Raw genomic sequence first — 17,826 nt, forward strand, 5'->3', positions numbered from 1 at the left:
AGTCATTGGAACCACAGGTAGGCAGCCAGCAAACAACAAATCGGTCGGGAACCGATTTGAACAGCATTTATGCTAGCCCGTAGGGTGAGCCTCAAGGATGAGGCTCATTAATCCCGATGAGCTGACATCAGTCAGTGATTCGGGTGAGTGCGCGCAGCTAACACCCCTGTGGCTTCAAGGACGAAGGGGATTTAGTGCTTGTGCCAATAAGGTAATCGGATGCTCGCACTTCTTGCTGGTCGACATTTCTATCTGCCATTTACAGGTTTCGCAGTCGGTAATCACCAAATCAACACCACTTTCTTCGATTTGTTGGAATAACGATGCGCCAATCCCTTGTGATGTTGCGTAGTTCTCTGATTTAAAACCATATGTACCGGCAATCCCACAACATTGGGAGTCCAATACCACCAGCTCAATACCCGGAATGCGCTGTAATAACGCCAGGGTATAAGCCGTCCAGCCCATTTTTTCCATATGGCAAGGTGTGTGATAGGCAATGCGCAGCGGTTTATTTTGATTTGAGAGCAACGGTTTTAACGGCAATTCGCGCCCTTGATCCAATAATCGGTAAAGGTAGCGAGTCGCCAGTTCCACTCTATCGCGCACCGGTGCGGTATCGACATCCAGCAAGTGTGGATATTCATCGCGCAAGGTAAAAGTACAGCTTGATGAGGTGGCGACCACCGGAATATCCCGATCAATCACAGCATCAGTCAGGGACTCCAGATTCACCTGCGCCTGTTTTTTCGCCTGTTCGATAAATCCATTCGCAATCAGCGGTACACCGCAGCATTTCTCGCGTTTAAGTAATTGAACGCCGATATTCATCGCATTGAATACACTGACTAAATCTTTGCCCAATTGCGGATGGTTGTAGTTAACAAAACAACCATGGAAAAACGCCACCTGCTCGGCATATTGCTGCTGTTTCTCAGCTTGCTTGTGATACCAGCGGCGGAATGTGCCAAACGAGTATTTGGGTAACTCGCGTCGATGGTCAATTTTCAGCGCTTTATCCAGCAAGACCCGCACCGGCTTTAAACCCGTGACCGCATTGATGACCGGAGCAAATGGTGTTGAGAGGGTTCCCATGAGATCGGTATGACTGAGGATAGCATCGCGCAGCTTAGGCTTATTGCTGCTGTAACTGGCTTTCGCACGCTGGATGATGTCGCCAATTTTGACATCTGACGGGCAGGCCACTTCGCAACGTTTACAGTTAGTACAATACTTCAGTGCGTCATCATATAATGCCGGATCTTTTAGGCGCAGCCGCTCGCCATCAGGGCCAGCCTGTTTTGGCCCCGGATAAAGTGGGTTAACTTTCGCCACCGGGCAATAAGTGGTGCATACCGTGCATTTGATACAACTTTCAAAACTCTTATCCCGTGCCAAATGTGTATCCTGAGTGTCTTCGTGCTGTGGTAACCACGTCATAATGTCACCTCCATAGCGCTGACAATCTGCTCTGCCACAAACAAGGCACTGGTGAGAGAAACGCCTGCGCCACAGCCCTGTTGCAGCGGATCGTATCCTCCGAGCACCGCGCCAATAACATGCAGGTTATCCAGTGCTACTCCCCCGCGCAGCGCCCGTAGCCGGTTATCGGTGTTGACGCCAAATTGCAGATAAGGTTGCGGCGCAAACATATTGCTGTTGCTCCAATCTGCCCGGTTGGGTAGCGATAAAATATCCAGATCCAGTATTGGCTCATAGACATGCTCAAAGGTTGCTACCAGCCCATTACTGAAGAAACTGCCACTCGCCAGCACCATCTGAGCCGCACGCAGTGGAATATCACCATGATTACGGCTATACAGTCCGGTAATTCGGTTCCCCACCAGTTCGGCACGCAATACCGCATCACCCGGCATGACAATGCCGCCTAATTGCTGGAAACGGTGGCGTAGAGCTTGATGTAAGCGCATGCCGAGTAATGACGGCGGCAGTGTGGGCAACAATTGAATCGGTTTACCTACCGCTGCGCGTAGTGCGTCCAATGGCGCGGATTCATCCAGCCCGATGCACGCTGGCAGTAAAATCATTTCTGCGGTAGATGACAAACGAGCCAGCTCATCGGCCAGCGGTTGCAAGTTTTCGGGTAAGTCCAATACACGCGCAATATTCACCGCGCGGAATTCGCTAGGGTTATCGCGTAAACGGTCCAGCGCCGGCAAATGCAGATAGTCCGCAGTGACTTCAACCCCCTGTTCCTGCAAGGCACTGGCGACCATCTGCGGCTGAAAATCGAGGAATCCTTCAATACCAATCACTGCCACTTTTTGCCAGGGTAACGGGCCTTCTAATGGCGCAACCGGAATATCCGCAGGGCTGAGCCATGTAGGTCGACAGTTGCCCAGCGGTGTCAGGCGCAAGTGATTTTTGACCGCACTGCCAACCAGATTCAGGCCGCAGCGGCTTAGCAGAGACTCGGCTTGTTGGGCCAACTCACCCACCTGACCTGTTTGCCCCATTTTGCTGTAAGGGTGCTCCGGCGCTAACTCCGCCAACGTTTCAAGTGCTGAGAGTGGCTGGCTGACCGCCTGCCCATTAGGTAATTTCGCCAATAGATCCAAAGAGCCAGAGGAGAAATGCAATGCATTTTGACCGGCGCTGACAATCGCGCAATATTTACCTTGTTCGGCGAGGCGGATACCGCACACCAGCCCAGCTAATCCACCACCGATGATAATCACATCAAATTTCATCTGGTTTCTCCTGAACATTGGCCGTATTCGGGCTGTCATCCAAGCCACAAAGCCCTTGATAAACCCAATGGGTAAACTCGCTTTCCCGCAAGGCGTCACCCCATGCTATCGGGCGCACACCTTTCCAGCGCTCATTCAAAAACTGCCTAAGCTGTTCACGAGATTGCTGCGGTGTGGTTACTTTAAAGCGGCTGAGTAAACCCGCAGCCCGGCAAGCACAAAGCTCACCCTGACAAGTCCCCATGCCAACCCGGGTGCGGCGACGTAAATCCAGCAGGTTATTAACCGACAATGATTCAATGGCATAGCGCACTTCGCCAGCAGTCACCGCTTCACATTCACACACCAAACTGTTGTCCAGACGGTTTCCTGCCAATAACTGTGTCGCACGGTCACCATGACGATAAACCGCCGAGCCGCGAATGCTGGCAGGTAAAGAAATCACTTTGCTGAGCGTTTGCTCCGCTGATTGTTGTGAGCCGGGAAGTGGCTCTTGGGCTGTAGTGCAAGCTGCTGTCACGCCCAGCTTTTCACACACTTTATCCGTTGCCCATTCTGCCATCAGCCGGTAGGTCATCAACTTGCCACCGGTGATAGTGATAAAGCCTTCCAGCCCATCGCGGCTGGCGTGATCGAGCAATACAATGCCGCGACTCACATTGCGCCCTGAAGGATCATCATCACTGGCAACCAGCGGTCGAACCCCGGCGTAAGCACGCAAAATGCGCGTTTGCGCCAGTTGCGGCGACAATTTGGAGCCTTCGCGAATTAAGGTATCCACCTCTTGTGCCGTTACGACCATATTGTCTATCTGGTCGTATTCAATATGGGTGGAGGTGGTGCCAATCAGTGAAATGGTATCGCCCGGCACCAGAATATCGGCATCTGCGGGTTTACGGCAGCGGTTGATCACCATGTTGTTGATCCGATGCCCCAGAATCAACAGCGCGCCTTTAGCGGGGAACATGCGAATACGAAGATCGGCGTATTCAGCAATGTGCTGCCCCCAGATCCCCGCCGCATTCACGACGATTTGCGCATGAATATCATATTGCCGCTGATTTTTATGATCGAAAACGCACACGCCACTGACCCGGTCACCATGGCGCAATAAGCCGATAACTTCGTGATAAGTCAGTACATTGGCTCCGTGCTCACGGGCATCCAACATATTGGCGGCGGTTAAGCGGAAGGGGTCAACAGTGCCATCAGGTACGCGCACAGCAGCAATCAGCGCGGGGTTTGCGGCAGGTTCGAGCCGTAATGCTTGTTTAGGATCAATGGCTTCAGCCTCGATTCCCGCCTCCTGGCAGCGAGCAATAAATTGTTCCTGATAGTCGAGGGAGTCTTCCGGCAAGGTGATAAACAAGCCATCGGTTTGCTCAATACAATGGCGGGCAATGCGTTTGAGAATCCGGTTTTCTTCAATACATTCACGCGCAGACTCACCGTCAGTCACAGCATAACGCGCACCACTGTGTAATAAGCCATGATTGCGACCGGTAGCGCCGGTGGCAATGTCGTGCCGCTCCAAGAGCGTACAAGCCAAACCCCGTCGGGCGCAGTCTCGGGCAATCCCGGCACCGGTCGCACCACCACCAATGATGATGACATCCGTTTCTGTGTAAGGAGAACTGTTCGTCATGAAAGACCCCACATTATCAGACAGCCGCCTGGCGGCTAATTATGAGTCTATTGAGCCACAGTCTTTATGGTTATTGTTTGATAAGGAACAAAAACGAACGAAAAACGAAAGCAATATGGTGTTTAAAAACCATGATTGTGATCAAAGTCACAGGTAATTTGTCATTGCCGGTTTCAAAATGTTAACCAATCGCTCAAAATTGCCGCCGCTTTCATATAACTGTAACAAATGCGCCATTACTCACAGATAAGTTTGGCGAATTTATCTAGCATGGCGCTCGTTATGGAACATAAACGACTGTAGCTTCACCGTTTAACTACCGGCAGCCCTTAACAAACGGATAGATATCAGGCTATACCGGAGTCAAAAACAACAAAAAGCCATCGGAGGCACTTATGTTGAGTATTTTTAAGCCCGCGCCACATGTGGCACGGCTTCCCGCAGACCAGGTCGACCCCACTTACCGCCGCTTACGCTGGCAAATCTTCATGGGCATCTTTTTCGGTTACGCTGCCTACTATTTGGTGCGTAAAAACTTTACTCTGGCCATGCCGTATTTGATCGAACAAGGGTTCTCTCGTGGAGATCTGGGCTTCGCGCTATCCGGTATTTCTATTGCTTACGGCTTCTCAAAATTCATCATGGGTTCGGTTTCTGACCGGTCTAACCCACGGGTGTTCCTCTCCGCCGGTTTGATTCTCGCCGCTGCCGTAATGCTGTTTATGGGCTTTGTGCCTTGGGCGACATCCAGTATCGCAGTTATGTTCGTGCTGTTGTTCTTATGCGGCTGGTTCCAGGGCATGGGGTGGCCGCCATGTGGCCGTACCATGGTGCACTGGTGGTCGAAGAAAGAACGTGGTGGAATTGTTTCTATCTGGAACTGCGCCCATAACGTGGGTGGTGGCTTGCCACCATTACTGTTCTTGTTGGGCATGGCATGGTTTAACGACTGGAAAGCGGCGCTCTATATGCCAGCGTTCGGTGCCATTTTGGTGGCATTGATTGTCTTTGGTTTAATGCGTGACACCCCACAATCTGTGGGCTTACCTCCGATTGAAGAGTACAAAAACGACTATCCGGATGACTATAGCGAAGAAGCGGAAGAAGAGCTGACGGCGAAGCAAATCTTCATGCAATACATTTTGCCAAACAAGCTGTTATGGTATATCGCGATCGCTAACGTTTTTGTTTATTTGCTGCGTTACGGCATCCTCGACTGGTCACCTACCTACCTGAAAGAAGTGAAACATTTCGCGCTGGATAAATCCTCATGGGCTTATTTCCTGTATGAATACGCTGGTATTCCAGGGACGCTGCTGTGTGGTTGGATGTCCGACAAAGTGTTTAAAGGTAACCGTGGTGCTACCGGCGTGTTCTTTATGACTCTGGTAACTATTGCAACCATCATTTACTGGCTAAACCCAGTGGGTAACCCTGGTATCGATATGGCCTGTATGATCACCATCGGCTTCCTGATTTACGGCCCGGTGATGTTAATTGGCTTACATGCCCTTGAATTAGCACCGAAAAAAGCAGCAGGTACTGCAGCAGGCTTCACCGGCTTGTTCGGCTATCTGGGCGGTTCAGTCGCGGCCAGTGCCATCGTCGGTTACACCGTTGACTACTTCGGTTGGGATGGCGGCTTTATGGTCATGATTGGCGGTAGCATCCTGGCGGTTCTGTTATTGATTGTGGTGATGTTCAGCGAGAAAAGACATCACGAAGAGCTGGCAAGACAGGCCGAGATGGATAAAAAATAGGATCGATAAATTTTTATCCTAATGATTAAGTAGCTTACAGGCTGTGCCGTTATCTATGGATTAATAGCGACACAGCCTTTTTTATACCCTGAAATTGATAAATGGAGCAATATCAATGAAAACCCATCTGAAGTCACTGGTAGCAAGTATGATTCTGGCATCCTCAGTCGCCGGCATGGCGCATGCGGCAGAACCCGTAGCCAAAGATAAATCAGCCGATAAAGTGGTTATCGCGCATCGTGGAGCCAGTGGCTACTTGCCTGAGCACTCACTGCCAGCCAAAGCCATGGCGTATGCACAAGGCGCTGATTATCTTGAACAAGATTTGGTGATGACCAAAGATAATGAGTTGGTAGTTCTGCACGATCATTATCTGGATCGCGTGACCGATGTCGCTGAGCGCTTCCCAGACCGCGCCCGCAAAGATGGTCGCTATTACGCCATTGACTTCACTTTACCGGAAATTAAGTCACTGAAATTTACCGAAGGCTTTGATATTGATAAAGAGGGCAAAAAAGTACAGAGCTATCCGGGACGCTTCCCGATGGGCAAATCTGACTTCCGTGTACATACCTTCCAGGAAGAGATTGAATTTGTTCAGGGGCTGAATCATTCGACCGGCAAGAACATCGGTATCTATCCTGAAATCAAAGCGCCGTGGTTCCATAAACAGGAAGGGAAAGACATTTCCACCAAGGTGTTGGAAGTATTGAAGCAGTATGGTTACACCACCAAAGCCGATAAAGTCTATCTGCAATGCTTTGATGCCAATGAATTAAAACGTATCAAGAATGAGCTGGAACCGAAGATGGGCATGGACCTGAAACTGGTTCAACTGGTGGCTTATACTGACTGGAATGAGACCTACGAACAGAAACCTGATGGCAAGTGGGTTAATTACAGCTATGACTGGATGTTCAAGCCGGGAGCAATGAAGCAAGTCGCGCAATATGCCGACGGTATCGGCCCTGACTATCACATGTTGGTGGTTGAAACTTCTACGCCAAATAATATCAAGCTGACCAATATGGTCAAAGAAGCGCATGCCAACAATATGATGGTTCACCCTTTCACCATCCGTGCTGACAAGTTGCCTAAATACGCCACTGACGTGAACCAACTGTTTGATATTATCTACAATCAGGCCGGGGTTGACGGGGTATTTACCGATTTCCCAGATAAAGGTGTGCAATTCCTGCAAAAACAGGGACAGCACCAGTAAGTTAGCTACCGTCAGTTAAAAATCAGAAGTTAAAAACTGAAATCAAAAGGGGGAACGATAAGGGTTATCGTCCCCCCTCAGACTGATTACAAAGTTAAATGAAGGGGAATCGTGCCGTTGGGGTCTCTCTTTGTTTCAAATATAAGCGCGTAAGCCACCGAAGTGCCCCTAGGTGCGGTAACCCCTTCACTCACTGATCTATCAACCCTTTACCAATAATTTCCCATTATTTATCAGTACCTAAGAACATTTTGCGCAAATAATGCGGCACAGCGTCATCAGCATTAGAACCAATCACTTCCAGATTCGGCAACATATCTTTTAGGCGCTGATGAGCATCGCGCATAATGCAGCCCTTGCCCGACATTGAGAGCATTTCCAAATCATTCATGCCATCGCCAAACGCGATACATTCTTTCAATGAATAACCAATGATTTTAGCGACTTGCTCAAGTGCGTGGCCCTTGGAAACACCACCGCCCATCACTTCCAGACAAGTTGGGAAAGAGAAACTGACATTCACTCGATCGCCCCAACGTGCGTTGATGGCCTCTTCCAAAATCAATAACTTATCGTGATCGTCGCAGGTAAAGTAGACCTTACATACCCCGTCGGTCGGCAGTAAAGCCGGTTCGAACACTTGATATTTGAACACCGACTCGCGGAAGAACTCTTCCTGCGCCGGGCTTTCGCGGTTCATGTACCATTCGTCATTCAAATAGACGTTGGTCAGAATATCTGGATTGTGATGCTCGATATTGTACAAGTCACGGGCGATATCCGCATCGAGGTTATGGCTGAAAATCAGCTCCCCTGCCGTGTTGTGCACGCGCGCGCCATTGGAGGTTATCATAAAAGCACTGATCTCCAGATTGTCGCGGATTTGCGCCACATCAATATGGTGGCGGCCGGTCGCAAACACAAAGTGCACATCACGCTGCGTCAGCAACTTAAGTGTCTCTTTGGTATAAGGCGTCAGTATGTGGTCAGGTGATAGCAGCGTGCCATCTAAATCGGAAGCAACAACATGATACATAGCGGTATGTTCTAACCTCTGGTGGTGTCGGGGTCTTGAGAGCCGACTGATGATTGATGTTGCGCAAAGAAGCGCAATATGGCGCTTAACGCCTCGGCACGCAGGGTGTCCCGTTCGAACAGGATCTCATGGCGTGCGCCTTTAATTAACTTAGGCTGCCCCCCTTCGCAGGGGTGCCCCGCCAGAGTCATTGCCTGAGAAAATGCATTGTGGGCCGGGTTATGTACCACCCGATCCTCACTGGCCTGTAGCAACAGAACCGGTGTAGTAATTTTGTCTGCCTGAGCGATAATTTGCTCGCCTACCAACAGACTTTCACGGATCCAATGATAGGTTGGCCCGCCGACACGGATTTCTGGGGTATCAGCATATTGGCGCAAATAACGGCGATAGCGCTCGCGGCTGTGAGTCAGCATATTGACCACATAGGGCAATGGCCGCCACTGCCCGGTGCCTATTGCATAGTAATCCCGCAGCTTTTGATGTTTCTCAGCCCAATCGACAATCCGATGAGCCAGCCAGCCCGGCATCGGCAAATGGATACCAAACATGGGTGCGCAGAGCGCTACAGCATTAAACACTGTCGGTTCTCTCGCCAGATAACGGGTCAGAATCGCCCCCCCCATAGAGTGGGCCAATGCAAAACACTGCTGATAATGGCTTCCGGTTATCTCACGCTGCACCAGCTGCGCAAAATCTTCAATGTAATCATCAAATTTGATCACATGCCCGCGGTTACGATCATCAAGTATTCGCCCGGATCGACCCTGCCCACGATGATCCAACACGATAACATCATAGCCTTGCTGGAATAGATCATAAGCCACTTCGGGATATTTAACGTAACTTTCAATGCGGCCAGGCACCACCACCACCACGCGGGTATGTTGCGGTGAACAAAAACGGACATAGCGAATGGGAATATTATCAACCCCCATAAACTCATCTTCATCCCGCTGCTGCCAGAAATCTAACAATGGGCCGTTAACAAAAGCAGCAAACTGCTCTTCGCGGGTCAACCAGTTATTCATATGATTATCTAACGGCATCGCGTAGCTCGATATAACGTGAGTTGTAAATCATGAGTTTATAAATCATGACGTTGTAAATCATGGTGTTATAAAACAGAGCTGATTACAGCTTCTGGCCTGAATTGCTCGGTATTCTGTGAGCCATAGCACAACTATTAGCAATGGAGTATTGTGGCATAAAATTACACATTCAGGGAACTTTGCCGATGACCTTAGACTGGTGGTTAACTTATCTACTGACGACACTAATCCTCAGTTTGTCCCCCGGTTCGGGTGCTATTAATACTATGAGCACCGCCATCAGCCACGGTACGCGCGGAGTGATTGCCTCCATTTGCGGATTACAATTAGGGCTGGCCGTGCACATTGTACTGGTCGGTGTCGGCCTGGGCGCACTGATTTCACAATCGCTTCTGGCATTTGAAATACTAAAATGGCTCGGGGCGGCTTACTTAATCTGGCTTGGTATTCAACAGTGGCGCGCAGCCGGTGCGCTGGATCTGCATGCATTGGCCAACAGCATGCCACGGCGAAAACTGTTTAAACGCGCGGTGTTTGTTAATCTGACCAACCCGAAAAGCATTGTTTTCCTGGCCGCATTGTTCCCACAATTTGTTCTGCCGCACCAACCACAGGTGGCGCAATATCTGATTCTCGGCAGCACCAGTGTGATAGTCGATATTATCGTGATGATTGGTTACGCGACACTTGCCACACGAATTGCTAGCTGGATTAAATCACCACAGCAAATGAAATTATTGAATCGGATATTTGGCGGTTTATTCATGCTGGTAGGCGCATTATTAGCCACCGCGCGCAAAGTATAAAACACATTGATATGCCCCGACCGGGTAACTCACCGGTTGGGGAACTCGCTAGCGAGACAATATCAGATGGATACCAAAACCAGCGAAGAGTACCCCAGCCAGCCCATCAATCCATTTGGATAATCGTTGATAACCACGGCGCATTACCGGCAAAGCAAAGACACAGGCCACAATGCTAAACCATACAAAAGTTTCCGCCACTATCAGCACAAATAACCCCCAGCGCGCGCCAGCAGTCACATTATCACCAACAAACAATGAAAATACGCTGCCGAAATAGATAACCGCTTTGGGGTTCGATAAATTCGTTAGAAAGCCACGCAAGAAAGTCCGGCCACGTGCAGGAAGTGCGACTTGCACTTCAGCTTCTGAAGTGTCCCGTTTGGAACGGGCCGATTTCAGCAATTGCCACCCCATCCAGCACAGGTATAGCCCACCACCGACCATAATAATCTGATGCAACCACGCCATTTTCTGCAAGATAAGATTTAGCCCCATCAGAGCGACGCCAGCCCAAACTACGATCCCCAAAGAAATACCAGTCACTCCCATCATCGCTTCGCGGCGTGAGCGGCTGGCCGCGGTTTGCGAAACAAAAAAGAAATCAGGCCCTGGGCTCATCAGAGCAACCAAGTGCACCAGCGCGACGGTCAGAAATAGCATTAGCATGGGGCGTTTCTCTTTAATAAATAAGTCTTTAATAAATAAGTCGTTAACAAATAAGCGGCGAGTTAATCATCGTTGTTATCCACATGGTCGCGGATCATCGCCATAAACGGTGCGCCAAAGCGCTCCAGCTTACGTTGCCCGACGCCATTGACACTCAACAGTTCACTGGCAGTAATTGGCATCTGCTCCGCCATCTCCAGCAAGGTGGCATCGTTAAACACGACATAAGGCGGAATATTGCCTTCGTCGGCGATAGATTTGCGCAATTTTCGCAATTTGGCGAACAACTTGCGATCGTAATTGCCACCATAGGATTTTTGATTGGCGCTGCTGCGCACTTTCAAACTTTGGATTCGCGGCACTGCCAGTTGCAATGGCAATTCAGCACGTAATATCGGGCGTGCCGCCTCGGTCAACTGCAAGGCGGAGAACATGGCAATATTCTGGCTCAGTAATCCGAGGTGAATCAATTGACGTAAAACGCTGACCCAATGCTCATGACTCTGTTCACGACCAATGCCGTACACTGATAGTTTGTCATGACCAAATTCACGAATACGCTGGTTATTGGCCCCGCGCAGCACCTCGACAATATACCCCAAGCCAAACCGCTGCCCGACGCGATACACACATGACAGCGCTTTTTGCGCATCGGCCAGTCCATCGTAGCGCTTAGGTGGGTCGAGGCAGATATCACAGTTACCGCATGACTGCTGTTTGCCTTCACCAAAATAGTTCAGCAAGACTAATCGGCGGCAGGTTTGCGCTTCAGCAAAAGCCCCCATCGCATTGAGTTTATGCCGCTCAATATCTTGTTGCGCACCAGCGGGTTTCTCTTCCAGACAACGGCGCAACCACGCCATGTCAGCCGGGTCATACAGCAACATCGCCTCGGCGGGCAAACCATCACGACCAGCACGGCCAGTTTCCTGATAGTAAGATTCAATAGTGCGCGGAATATCAAAATGCACCACAAAACGAACGTTAGGCTTGTTAATCCCCATGCCGAAAGCCACGGTGGCGACCACTACTTGCAAATCATCACGCTGAAACGCTTCCTGCACCTGTGCACGGCGTTCATTGTCCAGCCCGGCATGATAAGCCGCCACACTTAACCCACGGCTTTGTAGGCGCGCGGTGGTGTCTTCTACCTTAGCCCGGCTATTGCAGTAAATAATGCCACTTTTGCCACGCTGGTCTTGAACAAAACGCCACAGTTGATCAAGCGGTTTGAACTTCTCAACCAGGGTGTAACGAATATTGGGGCGATCAAAGCTGCTGACCTGAATTAATGGCTGATCCAGATTAAGTAACCGCACGATATCGCCGCGCGTCGCTTCATCAGCCGTCGCGGTCAGTGCTATCACCGGTAAATTAGGGAAACGCTGCTTTAACTGACCAAGGGCACGGTATTCCGGGCGGAAATCATGACCCCATTGAGAGATACAGTGTGCTTCATCCACCGCCAACAGCGCAGGACGCCACTGGTGTAATTGATCAAGGAAACTCTCCATCACCAACCGTTCAGGCGCGATATACAGCAGCTTAATCTGACCGCTGCGGCAGCCGTCCATCACTGCCAATTGCTGCTCGCGTGTTTGTGATGAGTTTAAGCACCCCGCACCCACGCCATAGGCCAGCAGTTGGTCAACCTGGTCTTTCATCAGGGAAATTAAGGGGGAGACCACCAGCGTTAAGCCATCCGTCACCAGTGCCGGGATCTGATAACACAAGGATTTACCGCCGCCCGTTGGCATCACTACCAGACAATCTTGCCCTGATAGGGTGGCGTTGATAATTTCTTGTTGTCCGGGCCGGAATTGCTGGTAGCCGAAAGTATCTCGCAATACCTGCTCTGCCAGTAACTCCCTATTTATCACTGCTGCGGTTGACACACTTTTCCCCAACTATGAGATCTGCACAGGCCGGTTAACCGGCCTGTGTCTGAAACTTTTCTAACGCCGGATGACGTTAAAGGACATCATTCAACATGATACCCACACCCACCCGTGTTTGCCTAAAGTTATAGTCAATCATTGACTCGCCATAGCCACTGAACACTTGGGTATAGAAACGAACATGCTTGGTGATTGGGTAGCTCCAGCCCATTTCAGCACCACCATAACCGGTATTCCAGTTATAGCGCCCATCCAGACTGAACACACTGTCCCCCAGGGCATAGCCCACTTTCAACCGATAATAACCCATGTATTTATTGATATCCGGGTTGTCATCTTTGCTGTCGCTTTCAGGGATACGATACCAAGGCTTCAGGTCGATTTCCAAGTTGCCACGTTGGGCCATCAGGCGGGTATAAACACGATCCCAGCTACGTGAGGTAGGATCAGCTTTACCGTTAGACTGGTGATTATAACCAAATTCTACTTCGCGGAATGTCCAACCAGCCAACTCATAATCCGTTGCCCAGGCCAGGAATATCTGCGGTTCATAGTTGGTTTCACGGAAGGGTGAGGACTCATCGCTGTTTGATGCTTGCCACCAGGAACGCTGAGTATAGGATGCGCCCAGCAACGAGTTATCACCGGCAATACCGCGCCAGATAGGGAAGCCCAAACTCAGTTGGAACTTAACTTCGTCTTTCTTGGCATTCTCAGCCCAATCATAAGAGCTTATCGCATCTTTATTGATATCGCTGGTATAGGTATAGAGTAAGTAGTTGGTTTCATACGGATAAAGCAAGAACGGATTATCGTGATCTTGCAACATTGCCGCAATAATACTGCCACGCACTGTCGGTGCGTCATGAATCTTCTCAACCGTTGCTTCTTCTGCCTGTGCCAAAGTTGGCACCAGTAATAAAGCGATTAAAATCTGCCAAAGTCTACCCATCATTCCCCCATCACCTTACGAATTATTTCTATTTGTAATGAAAACAGCTCATTCTACACACAAATGTTATCTGATATTAGTGTTGTTTATATTTATGATTTAACGACTGGAAAACAACAAAACAGGAGCATAAAATACACAAATTAATAACATGAGAAATTATCTTTTAAGAGAAAACTAATGCCTGTAACACCGTTAACCCTGGAGAGTGCCCGCAACCTCATCGGTGAAATCTTCGTTTATCACATGCCTTTTAATCGCGAATTAGGATTAAAATTAACCCGATTTGAGCAAGATTTCGCCGAAATTACTTTTGATAACAATGACAAACTGGTCGGTAATATTGCACAGCGAATTTTACACGGTGGTGTTATTGCCGCGGTGCTGGATGTTGCGGCGGGTCTGGTGTGTGTTGGGAACAGTCTGGTTCGTCATGAACCGCTGATTCAGGAACAACTGCAAATGAAGCTGGCCAAAATGGGGACCATCGACCTGCGTGTCGATTATTTGCGCCCTGGCCGCGGCGAACATTTTATTGCCAGCAGCCGCATTTTACGCAGTGGTAACAAGGTGTCTGTTGCCAGAGTTGAGTTGCATAATGAAAGCCAAATGCATATCGCCAGCGCGACTGCGACCTATCTGGTTGGCTGATGCGGCCTATTGCGGTGATGAATAATAACGTGAAGTTAAGTACACTCACCGCATCTCCTTTCTTGTTCTGAGCCACACCATGGATAAACAACGAACCCGTCAGGGCATTTTCTTTGCTCTGGCTGCTTATTTTATTTGGGGTATCGCCCCTGCTTATTTCAAGCTCATCCAACAGGTGCCGGCTGATGAAATTTTGACTCATCGGATTATCTGGTCATTTTTCTTTATGCTGATTCTGCTGACTGTTAGCCGTAATTGGCCACAAGTCCGCAGCGCCATTAAAAACCGTAAGCGCCTGCTATTACTGGCGGTAACTGCGGTGTTAATTGCCAGCAACTGGCTATTATTTATTTGGGCGGTCAACCACAACCACATGCTGGAAGCCAGTTTGGGGTACTTTATTAACCCACTGGTCAACGTGTTATTTGGCATGCTATTTCTCGGCGAGCGTTTTCGCCGCATGCAATGGGTTGCGGTGGCACTGGCGTTCGGCGGTGTGCTCATTCAGCTGTGGCAATTTGGTTCGCTGCCGGTGATTGGTTTGGGTCTGGCGATTACCTTTGCGTTATATGGCTTGATTCGCAAAAAACTGGGGATTGATGCCCAGACCGGCATGTTGGTTGAAACAATGTGGCTATTACCGATTGCGGCAGTTTATCTGTTCTTTATTGCCGATAGCCCAACCAGCCACATGGGGGCCAATGCCTGGTCGCTAAATGTGCTATTAGCCGCCGCAGGGGTGATTACTACTATTCCACTGCTGTTCTTCACCGCTGCTGCCACACGTTTACGGCTGTCGACGCTGGGCTTCTTCCAGTATCTGGGGCCAACGCTGATGTTTATTCTGGCGGTCACTTTCTATGGTGAGACTATCGGCAACGATAAGATGGTCACTTTCATCTTTATCTGGGCAGCACTGTTGTTGTTCACACTGGATGCGCTCTATACCCAACGCAAGTTGCGCGGCTAACAGTTAAAATGCTAAAACTCATTGAGTTATGAATTGATAACCAAAGAACTTGAAGTTGCAGGTAAGCAGCAAGCGAACTCATCCCGATGAGCTGACATAAGTAAGTTATTCGGGTGCGTGAACGCAGCTAACACCCCTGCAACTTCAGGGGCGAAGGCTTTAGAGCCAGTTTTTGCGTTTGAAATAGAGATATGGTGCCAAGCCGGCAATAATCATTAAACCAATCGCCGCCGGATAACCAAATGACCAACGTAGCTCCGGCATAAACTCAAAGTTCATCCCGTAACTGGATGCCACCAGCGTAGGCGGCAGGAAGACAACCGATACCACCGAGAAGATCTTGATGATACGGTTCTGTTCGATGTTGATAAAACCCATCGCCGCTTGCATCAGGAAGTTAACTTTCTGGAACAAGGATTCATTGTGTGGCAACAGGGATTCGATATCGCGCAGCACCTCACGAGCTTGTTCCAGTTGGCCACTTGGCAAACGTGCTTTACGTACCAGGAAATTCAGCGCCCGCTGGGTATCCATCAGACATAGCCGCACTTTCCAGCCGATATCTTCCTGTTCCGCCAATGTGGAAAGCGCAGCATCATATTCATCGCCCTGCTGGCCTTCCATGATAACTCGGCTCAATGCTTCTAAATCGCTGTAAATATTCTCGATTTCATCTGCCAGCTGTTCGATTTTGGTTTCAAACAAGTCCAGCAGCAACTCATAGGCATTACCATCAACCAGTGTCTGGTTACGCGCACGCATGCGATATAAACGGAATGCCGGTAATTCACGTTCGCGCAGGGTATACAGGCGACCATCCCGAATAGTGAATGCCACCGTTGAGTTACCGGCGTGGTCTTCAGCATCTTCATAATAGAAGAAGGAGTGGATATGCAGACCATCCTCATCTTCAAAGAATCGTGCGGAAGCCTCGATATCATCCAACTCTGGCCGGGTCGCCAGGCTTTGCCCTAACTCATTCTGGACGCGTTCCCGCTCTCCCTCTTCTGGCTCGACTAAATCGACCCAAAGTGAGGTTGTCAGGTCATCTGATTCATCCAGCTCCAAACGGGATAAGCGATTATTACTTAATTTAAATGCGCTCAGCATGTGCCAAAACTCCCTTGCGGTGATGGATAGGGAAAACGCATTGAAGCACAGAAACAGATGGGTATTGAAGTACCGTTTGTTTCAGACCTTTAGGAGATCTGACTCACAGCGACGGTTTAGCGGGGCCGCTGACAACCACGAAGGCTATCAGCAATTATGAGGATAGCCTTAGAAGTTGCACCATATGAACAGGTTATTGAGCCAGTATCTACTGGGTGTGTCCAAGGCGAATGTCCTCATCAAGAATAGTGCGCGCATGTTACGCCGAGAAGAAAAAGTCTGTCAACCGGTTAAAAGATGTTAATTCATGAGCACAAATTTCAGTTTTTGCCGATAAACTCATCAATAGCAGAAGCTGATAAGAACACGCAGGGTTAATAGCGGCAAAAAGTAAAAAACCGAAGCCAGCTTCGACTTCGGTTTTGTGTATCCTGAATGTTTATTAAGCCGATAACTCAGCAAAACTTACAAACAGGCTTTCCCTTGGTATTGGCAAGAATAATCAACGCTTTATATTTTTAAACTGCTTAGTCGTGTCCGTCAGTGCAATTTCTGTCGGCAGCCTTTCCATTGAGCTGGCACCGTAGAAACCATCGCATTGCGGGCAATTATCCATGATGTATTGCGCATCTTGCGGGGTAGAAATCGGCCCGCCATGACACAATACAATCACATCTTCACGTACTTCTTTTGCGGCAGCAGCCCATTCATTAATCAAAGGAACGCAATCTGCCAGCTTCAATGCAGTGTCAGCACCAATATTACCGCCGGTGGTTAATCCCATGTGAGGAACAATAATATCGGCCCCCGCTTGGGTCATGGCGACAGCATCTTCGGCACTGAAAACATAAGGTGTGGTGAGTAAATCTTTCTCGTGAGCAAGGCGGATCATGTCTACTTCCAAACCATAACCCATGCCGGTCTCTTCAAGGTTGGCGCGGAAGTTCCCGTCGATTAACCCAACTGTTGGGAAATTCTGCACGCCAGAAAAGCCTAATGCTTTCAGTTGATCCAGGAATTGGTCGAACTGGCAGAATGGATCTGTACCATTCACCCCCGCCAGCACCGGTGTACTCTTGACTACTGGCAGCACTTCTTTTGCCATATCGACCACAATCTCATTGGCATTGCCGTAGGCCAACAGACCTGCCAGCGAACCACGACCAGCCATGCGGTAGCGGCCAGAATTATAGATGACGATTAAATCAATACCACCCGCCTCTTCACATTTGGCCGATAGCCCCGTACCCGCACCGCCACCGATAATCGGCTCACGGCGGGCAATCATTTCCCGAAATTTAGCTAATATGGCCTGGCGTTGAAATTTTGGCATGTCACTTCTCC

The 17,826-nt window shown here is 49.4% G+C and carries 16 protein-coding genes; 6 read left to right on the plus strand and 10 right to left on the minus strand.

What is annotated here, in order from left to right; all coding sequences use genetic code 11:
- Nucleotides 1-174: 174 nt before the first annotated feature.
- From glpC to glpA, 3 genes are read right to left on the minus strand one after another with little or no spacing between them, the layout of a single operon-like run.
- Nucleotides 175-1,440 carry an anaerobic glycerol-3-phosphate dehydrogenase subunit GlpC gene (gene glpC, locus FTB31_RS01660; protein WP_227731047.1) on the minus strand — a complete coding sequence of 422 codons (1,266 nt, stop codon included), beginning with the start codon at nt 1,438-1,440 and terminating at the stop codon, nt 175-177.
- A complete protein-coding gene (gene glpB, locus FTB31_RS01665) occupies nt 1,437-2,711 on the minus strand; it encodes a glycerol-3-phosphate dehydrogenase subunit GlpB (protein ID WP_050076854.1) in 1,275 nt (424 codons plus the stop codon). Before glpB ends, glpC begins: the two co-directional genes overlap by 4 nt.
- Complete coding sequence (glpA, locus tag FTB31_RS01670; protein ID WP_077295560.1) at nt 2,701-4,356, minus strand: anaerobic glycerol-3-phosphate dehydrogenase subunit A; 1,656 nt, start codon at nt 4,354-4,356, stop codon at nt 2,701-2,703. The genes glpB and glpA overlap by 11 nt, the downstream gene beginning before the upstream one ends.
- Here glpA and FTB31_RS01675 point away from each other — a divergent pair.
- From FTB31_RS01675 to glpQ, 3 genes are all read left to right on the plus strand, one after another.
- Nucleotides 4,355-4,513 (plus strand): hypothetical protein, encoded by a 159-nt coding sequence (locus FTB31_RS01675; RefSeq protein WP_174848137.1) that lies wholly within the window; start codon nt 4,355-4,357, stop codon nt 4,511-4,513. The genes glpA and FTB31_RS01675 overlap by 2 nt on opposite strands.
- Before the next feature lie 238 nt (nt 4,514-4,751).
- Nucleotides 4,752-6,116 (plus strand): glycerol-3-phosphate transporter, encoded by a 1,365-nt coding sequence (gene glpT / locus FTB31_RS01680; RefSeq protein ID WP_050076853.1) that lies wholly within the window; start codon nt 4,752-4,754, stop codon nt 6,114-6,116.
- A 115-nt stretch (nt 6,117-6,231) separates the two neighbouring features.
- Entirely contained in the window at nt 6,232-7,338 is a 1,107-nt protein-coding gene (gene glpQ, locus FTB31_RS01685) for a glycerophosphodiester phosphodiesterase (RefSeq protein WP_050076852.1), read from the plus strand.
- A gap of 226 nt (nt 7,339-7,564) precedes the next feature.
- Here glpQ and yigL read toward each other — a convergent pair whose 3' ends face one another.
- Nucleotides 7,565-8,374, minus strand: coding sequence for a sugar/pyridoxal phosphate phosphatase YigL (yigL, locus tag FTB31_RS01690; RefSeq protein ID WP_019084340.1), 810 nt, complete (start codon nt 8,372-8,374; stop codon nt 7,565-7,567).
- Nucleotides 8,375-8,385: 11 nt separating this feature from the next.
- The gene (pldB, locus tag FTB31_RS01695; protein WP_050076851.1) at nt 8,386-9,423 is read right to left on the minus strand and encodes a lysophospholipase L2; all 1,038 of its coding nucleotides are present in this window, start codon (nt 9,421-9,423) and stop codon (nt 8,386-8,388) included.
- Nucleotides 9,424-9,611: 188 nt separating this feature from the next.
- Here pldB and rhtB point away from each other — a divergent pair, with 188 nt between their 5' ends.
- The gene (gene rhtB, locus FTB31_RS01700) at nt 9,612-10,232 is read left to right on the plus strand and encodes a homoserine/homoserine lactone efflux protein (RefSeq protein ID WP_050076850.1); all 621 of its coding nucleotides are present in this window, start codon (nt 9,612-9,614) and stop codon (nt 10,230-10,232) included.
- 48 nt (nt 10,233-10,280) lie between these two features.
- Here rhtB and rhtC read toward each other — a convergent pair whose 3' ends face one another.
- The 3 genes from rhtC to pldA form a co-directional block, all read right to left on the minus strand.
- Nucleotides 10,281-10,901: a threonine export protein RhtC gene (rhtC, locus tag FTB31_RS01705; protein ID WP_077295559.1), complete on the minus strand. Its 621-nt coding sequence runs from the start codon at nt 10,899-10,901 to the stop codon at nt 10,281-10,283.
- A gap of 62 nt (nt 10,902-10,963) precedes the next feature.
- Entirely contained in the window at nt 10,964-12,796 is a 1,833-nt protein-coding gene (gene recQ, locus FTB31_RS01710) for an ATP-dependent DNA helicase RecQ (RefSeq protein WP_077295557.1), read from the minus strand.
- A 76-nt stretch (nt 12,797-12,872) separates the two neighbouring features.
- The gene (gene pldA / locus FTB31_RS01715) at nt 12,873-13,751 is read right to left on the minus strand and encodes a phospholipase A (RefSeq protein WP_050076847.1); all 879 of its coding nucleotides are present in this window, start codon (nt 13,749-13,751) and stop codon (nt 12,873-12,875) included.
- A 180-nt stretch (nt 13,752-13,931) separates the two neighbouring features.
- Between pldA and FTB31_RS01720 the strand changes: the two genes are divergently transcribed.
- Together FTB31_RS01720 and rarD are read left to right on the plus strand one after the other, a co-directional pair.
- Nucleotides 13,932-14,402 carry a thioesterase family protein gene (locus FTB31_RS01720; RefSeq protein WP_050076846.1) on the plus strand — a complete coding sequence of 157 codons (471 nt, stop codon included), beginning with the start codon at nt 13,932-13,934 and terminating at the stop codon, nt 14,400-14,402.
- A gap of 79 nt (nt 14,403-14,481) precedes the next feature.
- The gene (gene rarD, locus FTB31_RS01725) at nt 14,482-15,372 is read left to right on the plus strand and encodes an EamA family transporter RarD (RefSeq protein WP_174848131.1); all 891 of its coding nucleotides are present in this window, start codon (nt 14,482-14,484) and stop codon (nt 15,370-15,372) included.
- Between the two features lie 159 nt (nt 15,373-15,531).
- On the opposite strand, the gene corA is transcribed toward rarD, so the two are convergent.
- Together corA and FTB31_RS01735 are read right to left on the minus strand one after the other, a co-directional pair.
- On the minus strand, nt 15,532-16,482 hold the full coding sequence (gene corA, locus FTB31_RS01730) for a magnesium/cobalt transporter CorA (RefSeq protein WP_005166238.1): 951 nt from the start codon (nt 16,480-16,482) through the stop codon (nt 15,532-15,534).
- 502 nt (nt 16,483-16,984) lie between these two features.
- Complete coding sequence (locus tag FTB31_RS01735) at nt 16,985-17,815, minus strand: phosphoenolpyruvate hydrolase family protein (protein ID WP_077175533.1); 831 nt, start codon at nt 17,813-17,815, stop codon at nt 16,985-16,987.
- Nucleotides 17,816-17,826: the final 11 nt, after the last annotated feature.

The organism is Yersinia proxima, from assembly GCF_902170785.1.
In the GTDB taxonomy this organism is placed as follows: domain Bacteria; phylum Pseudomonadota; class Gammaproteobacteria; order Enterobacterales; family Enterobacteriaceae; genus Yersinia; species Yersinia proxima.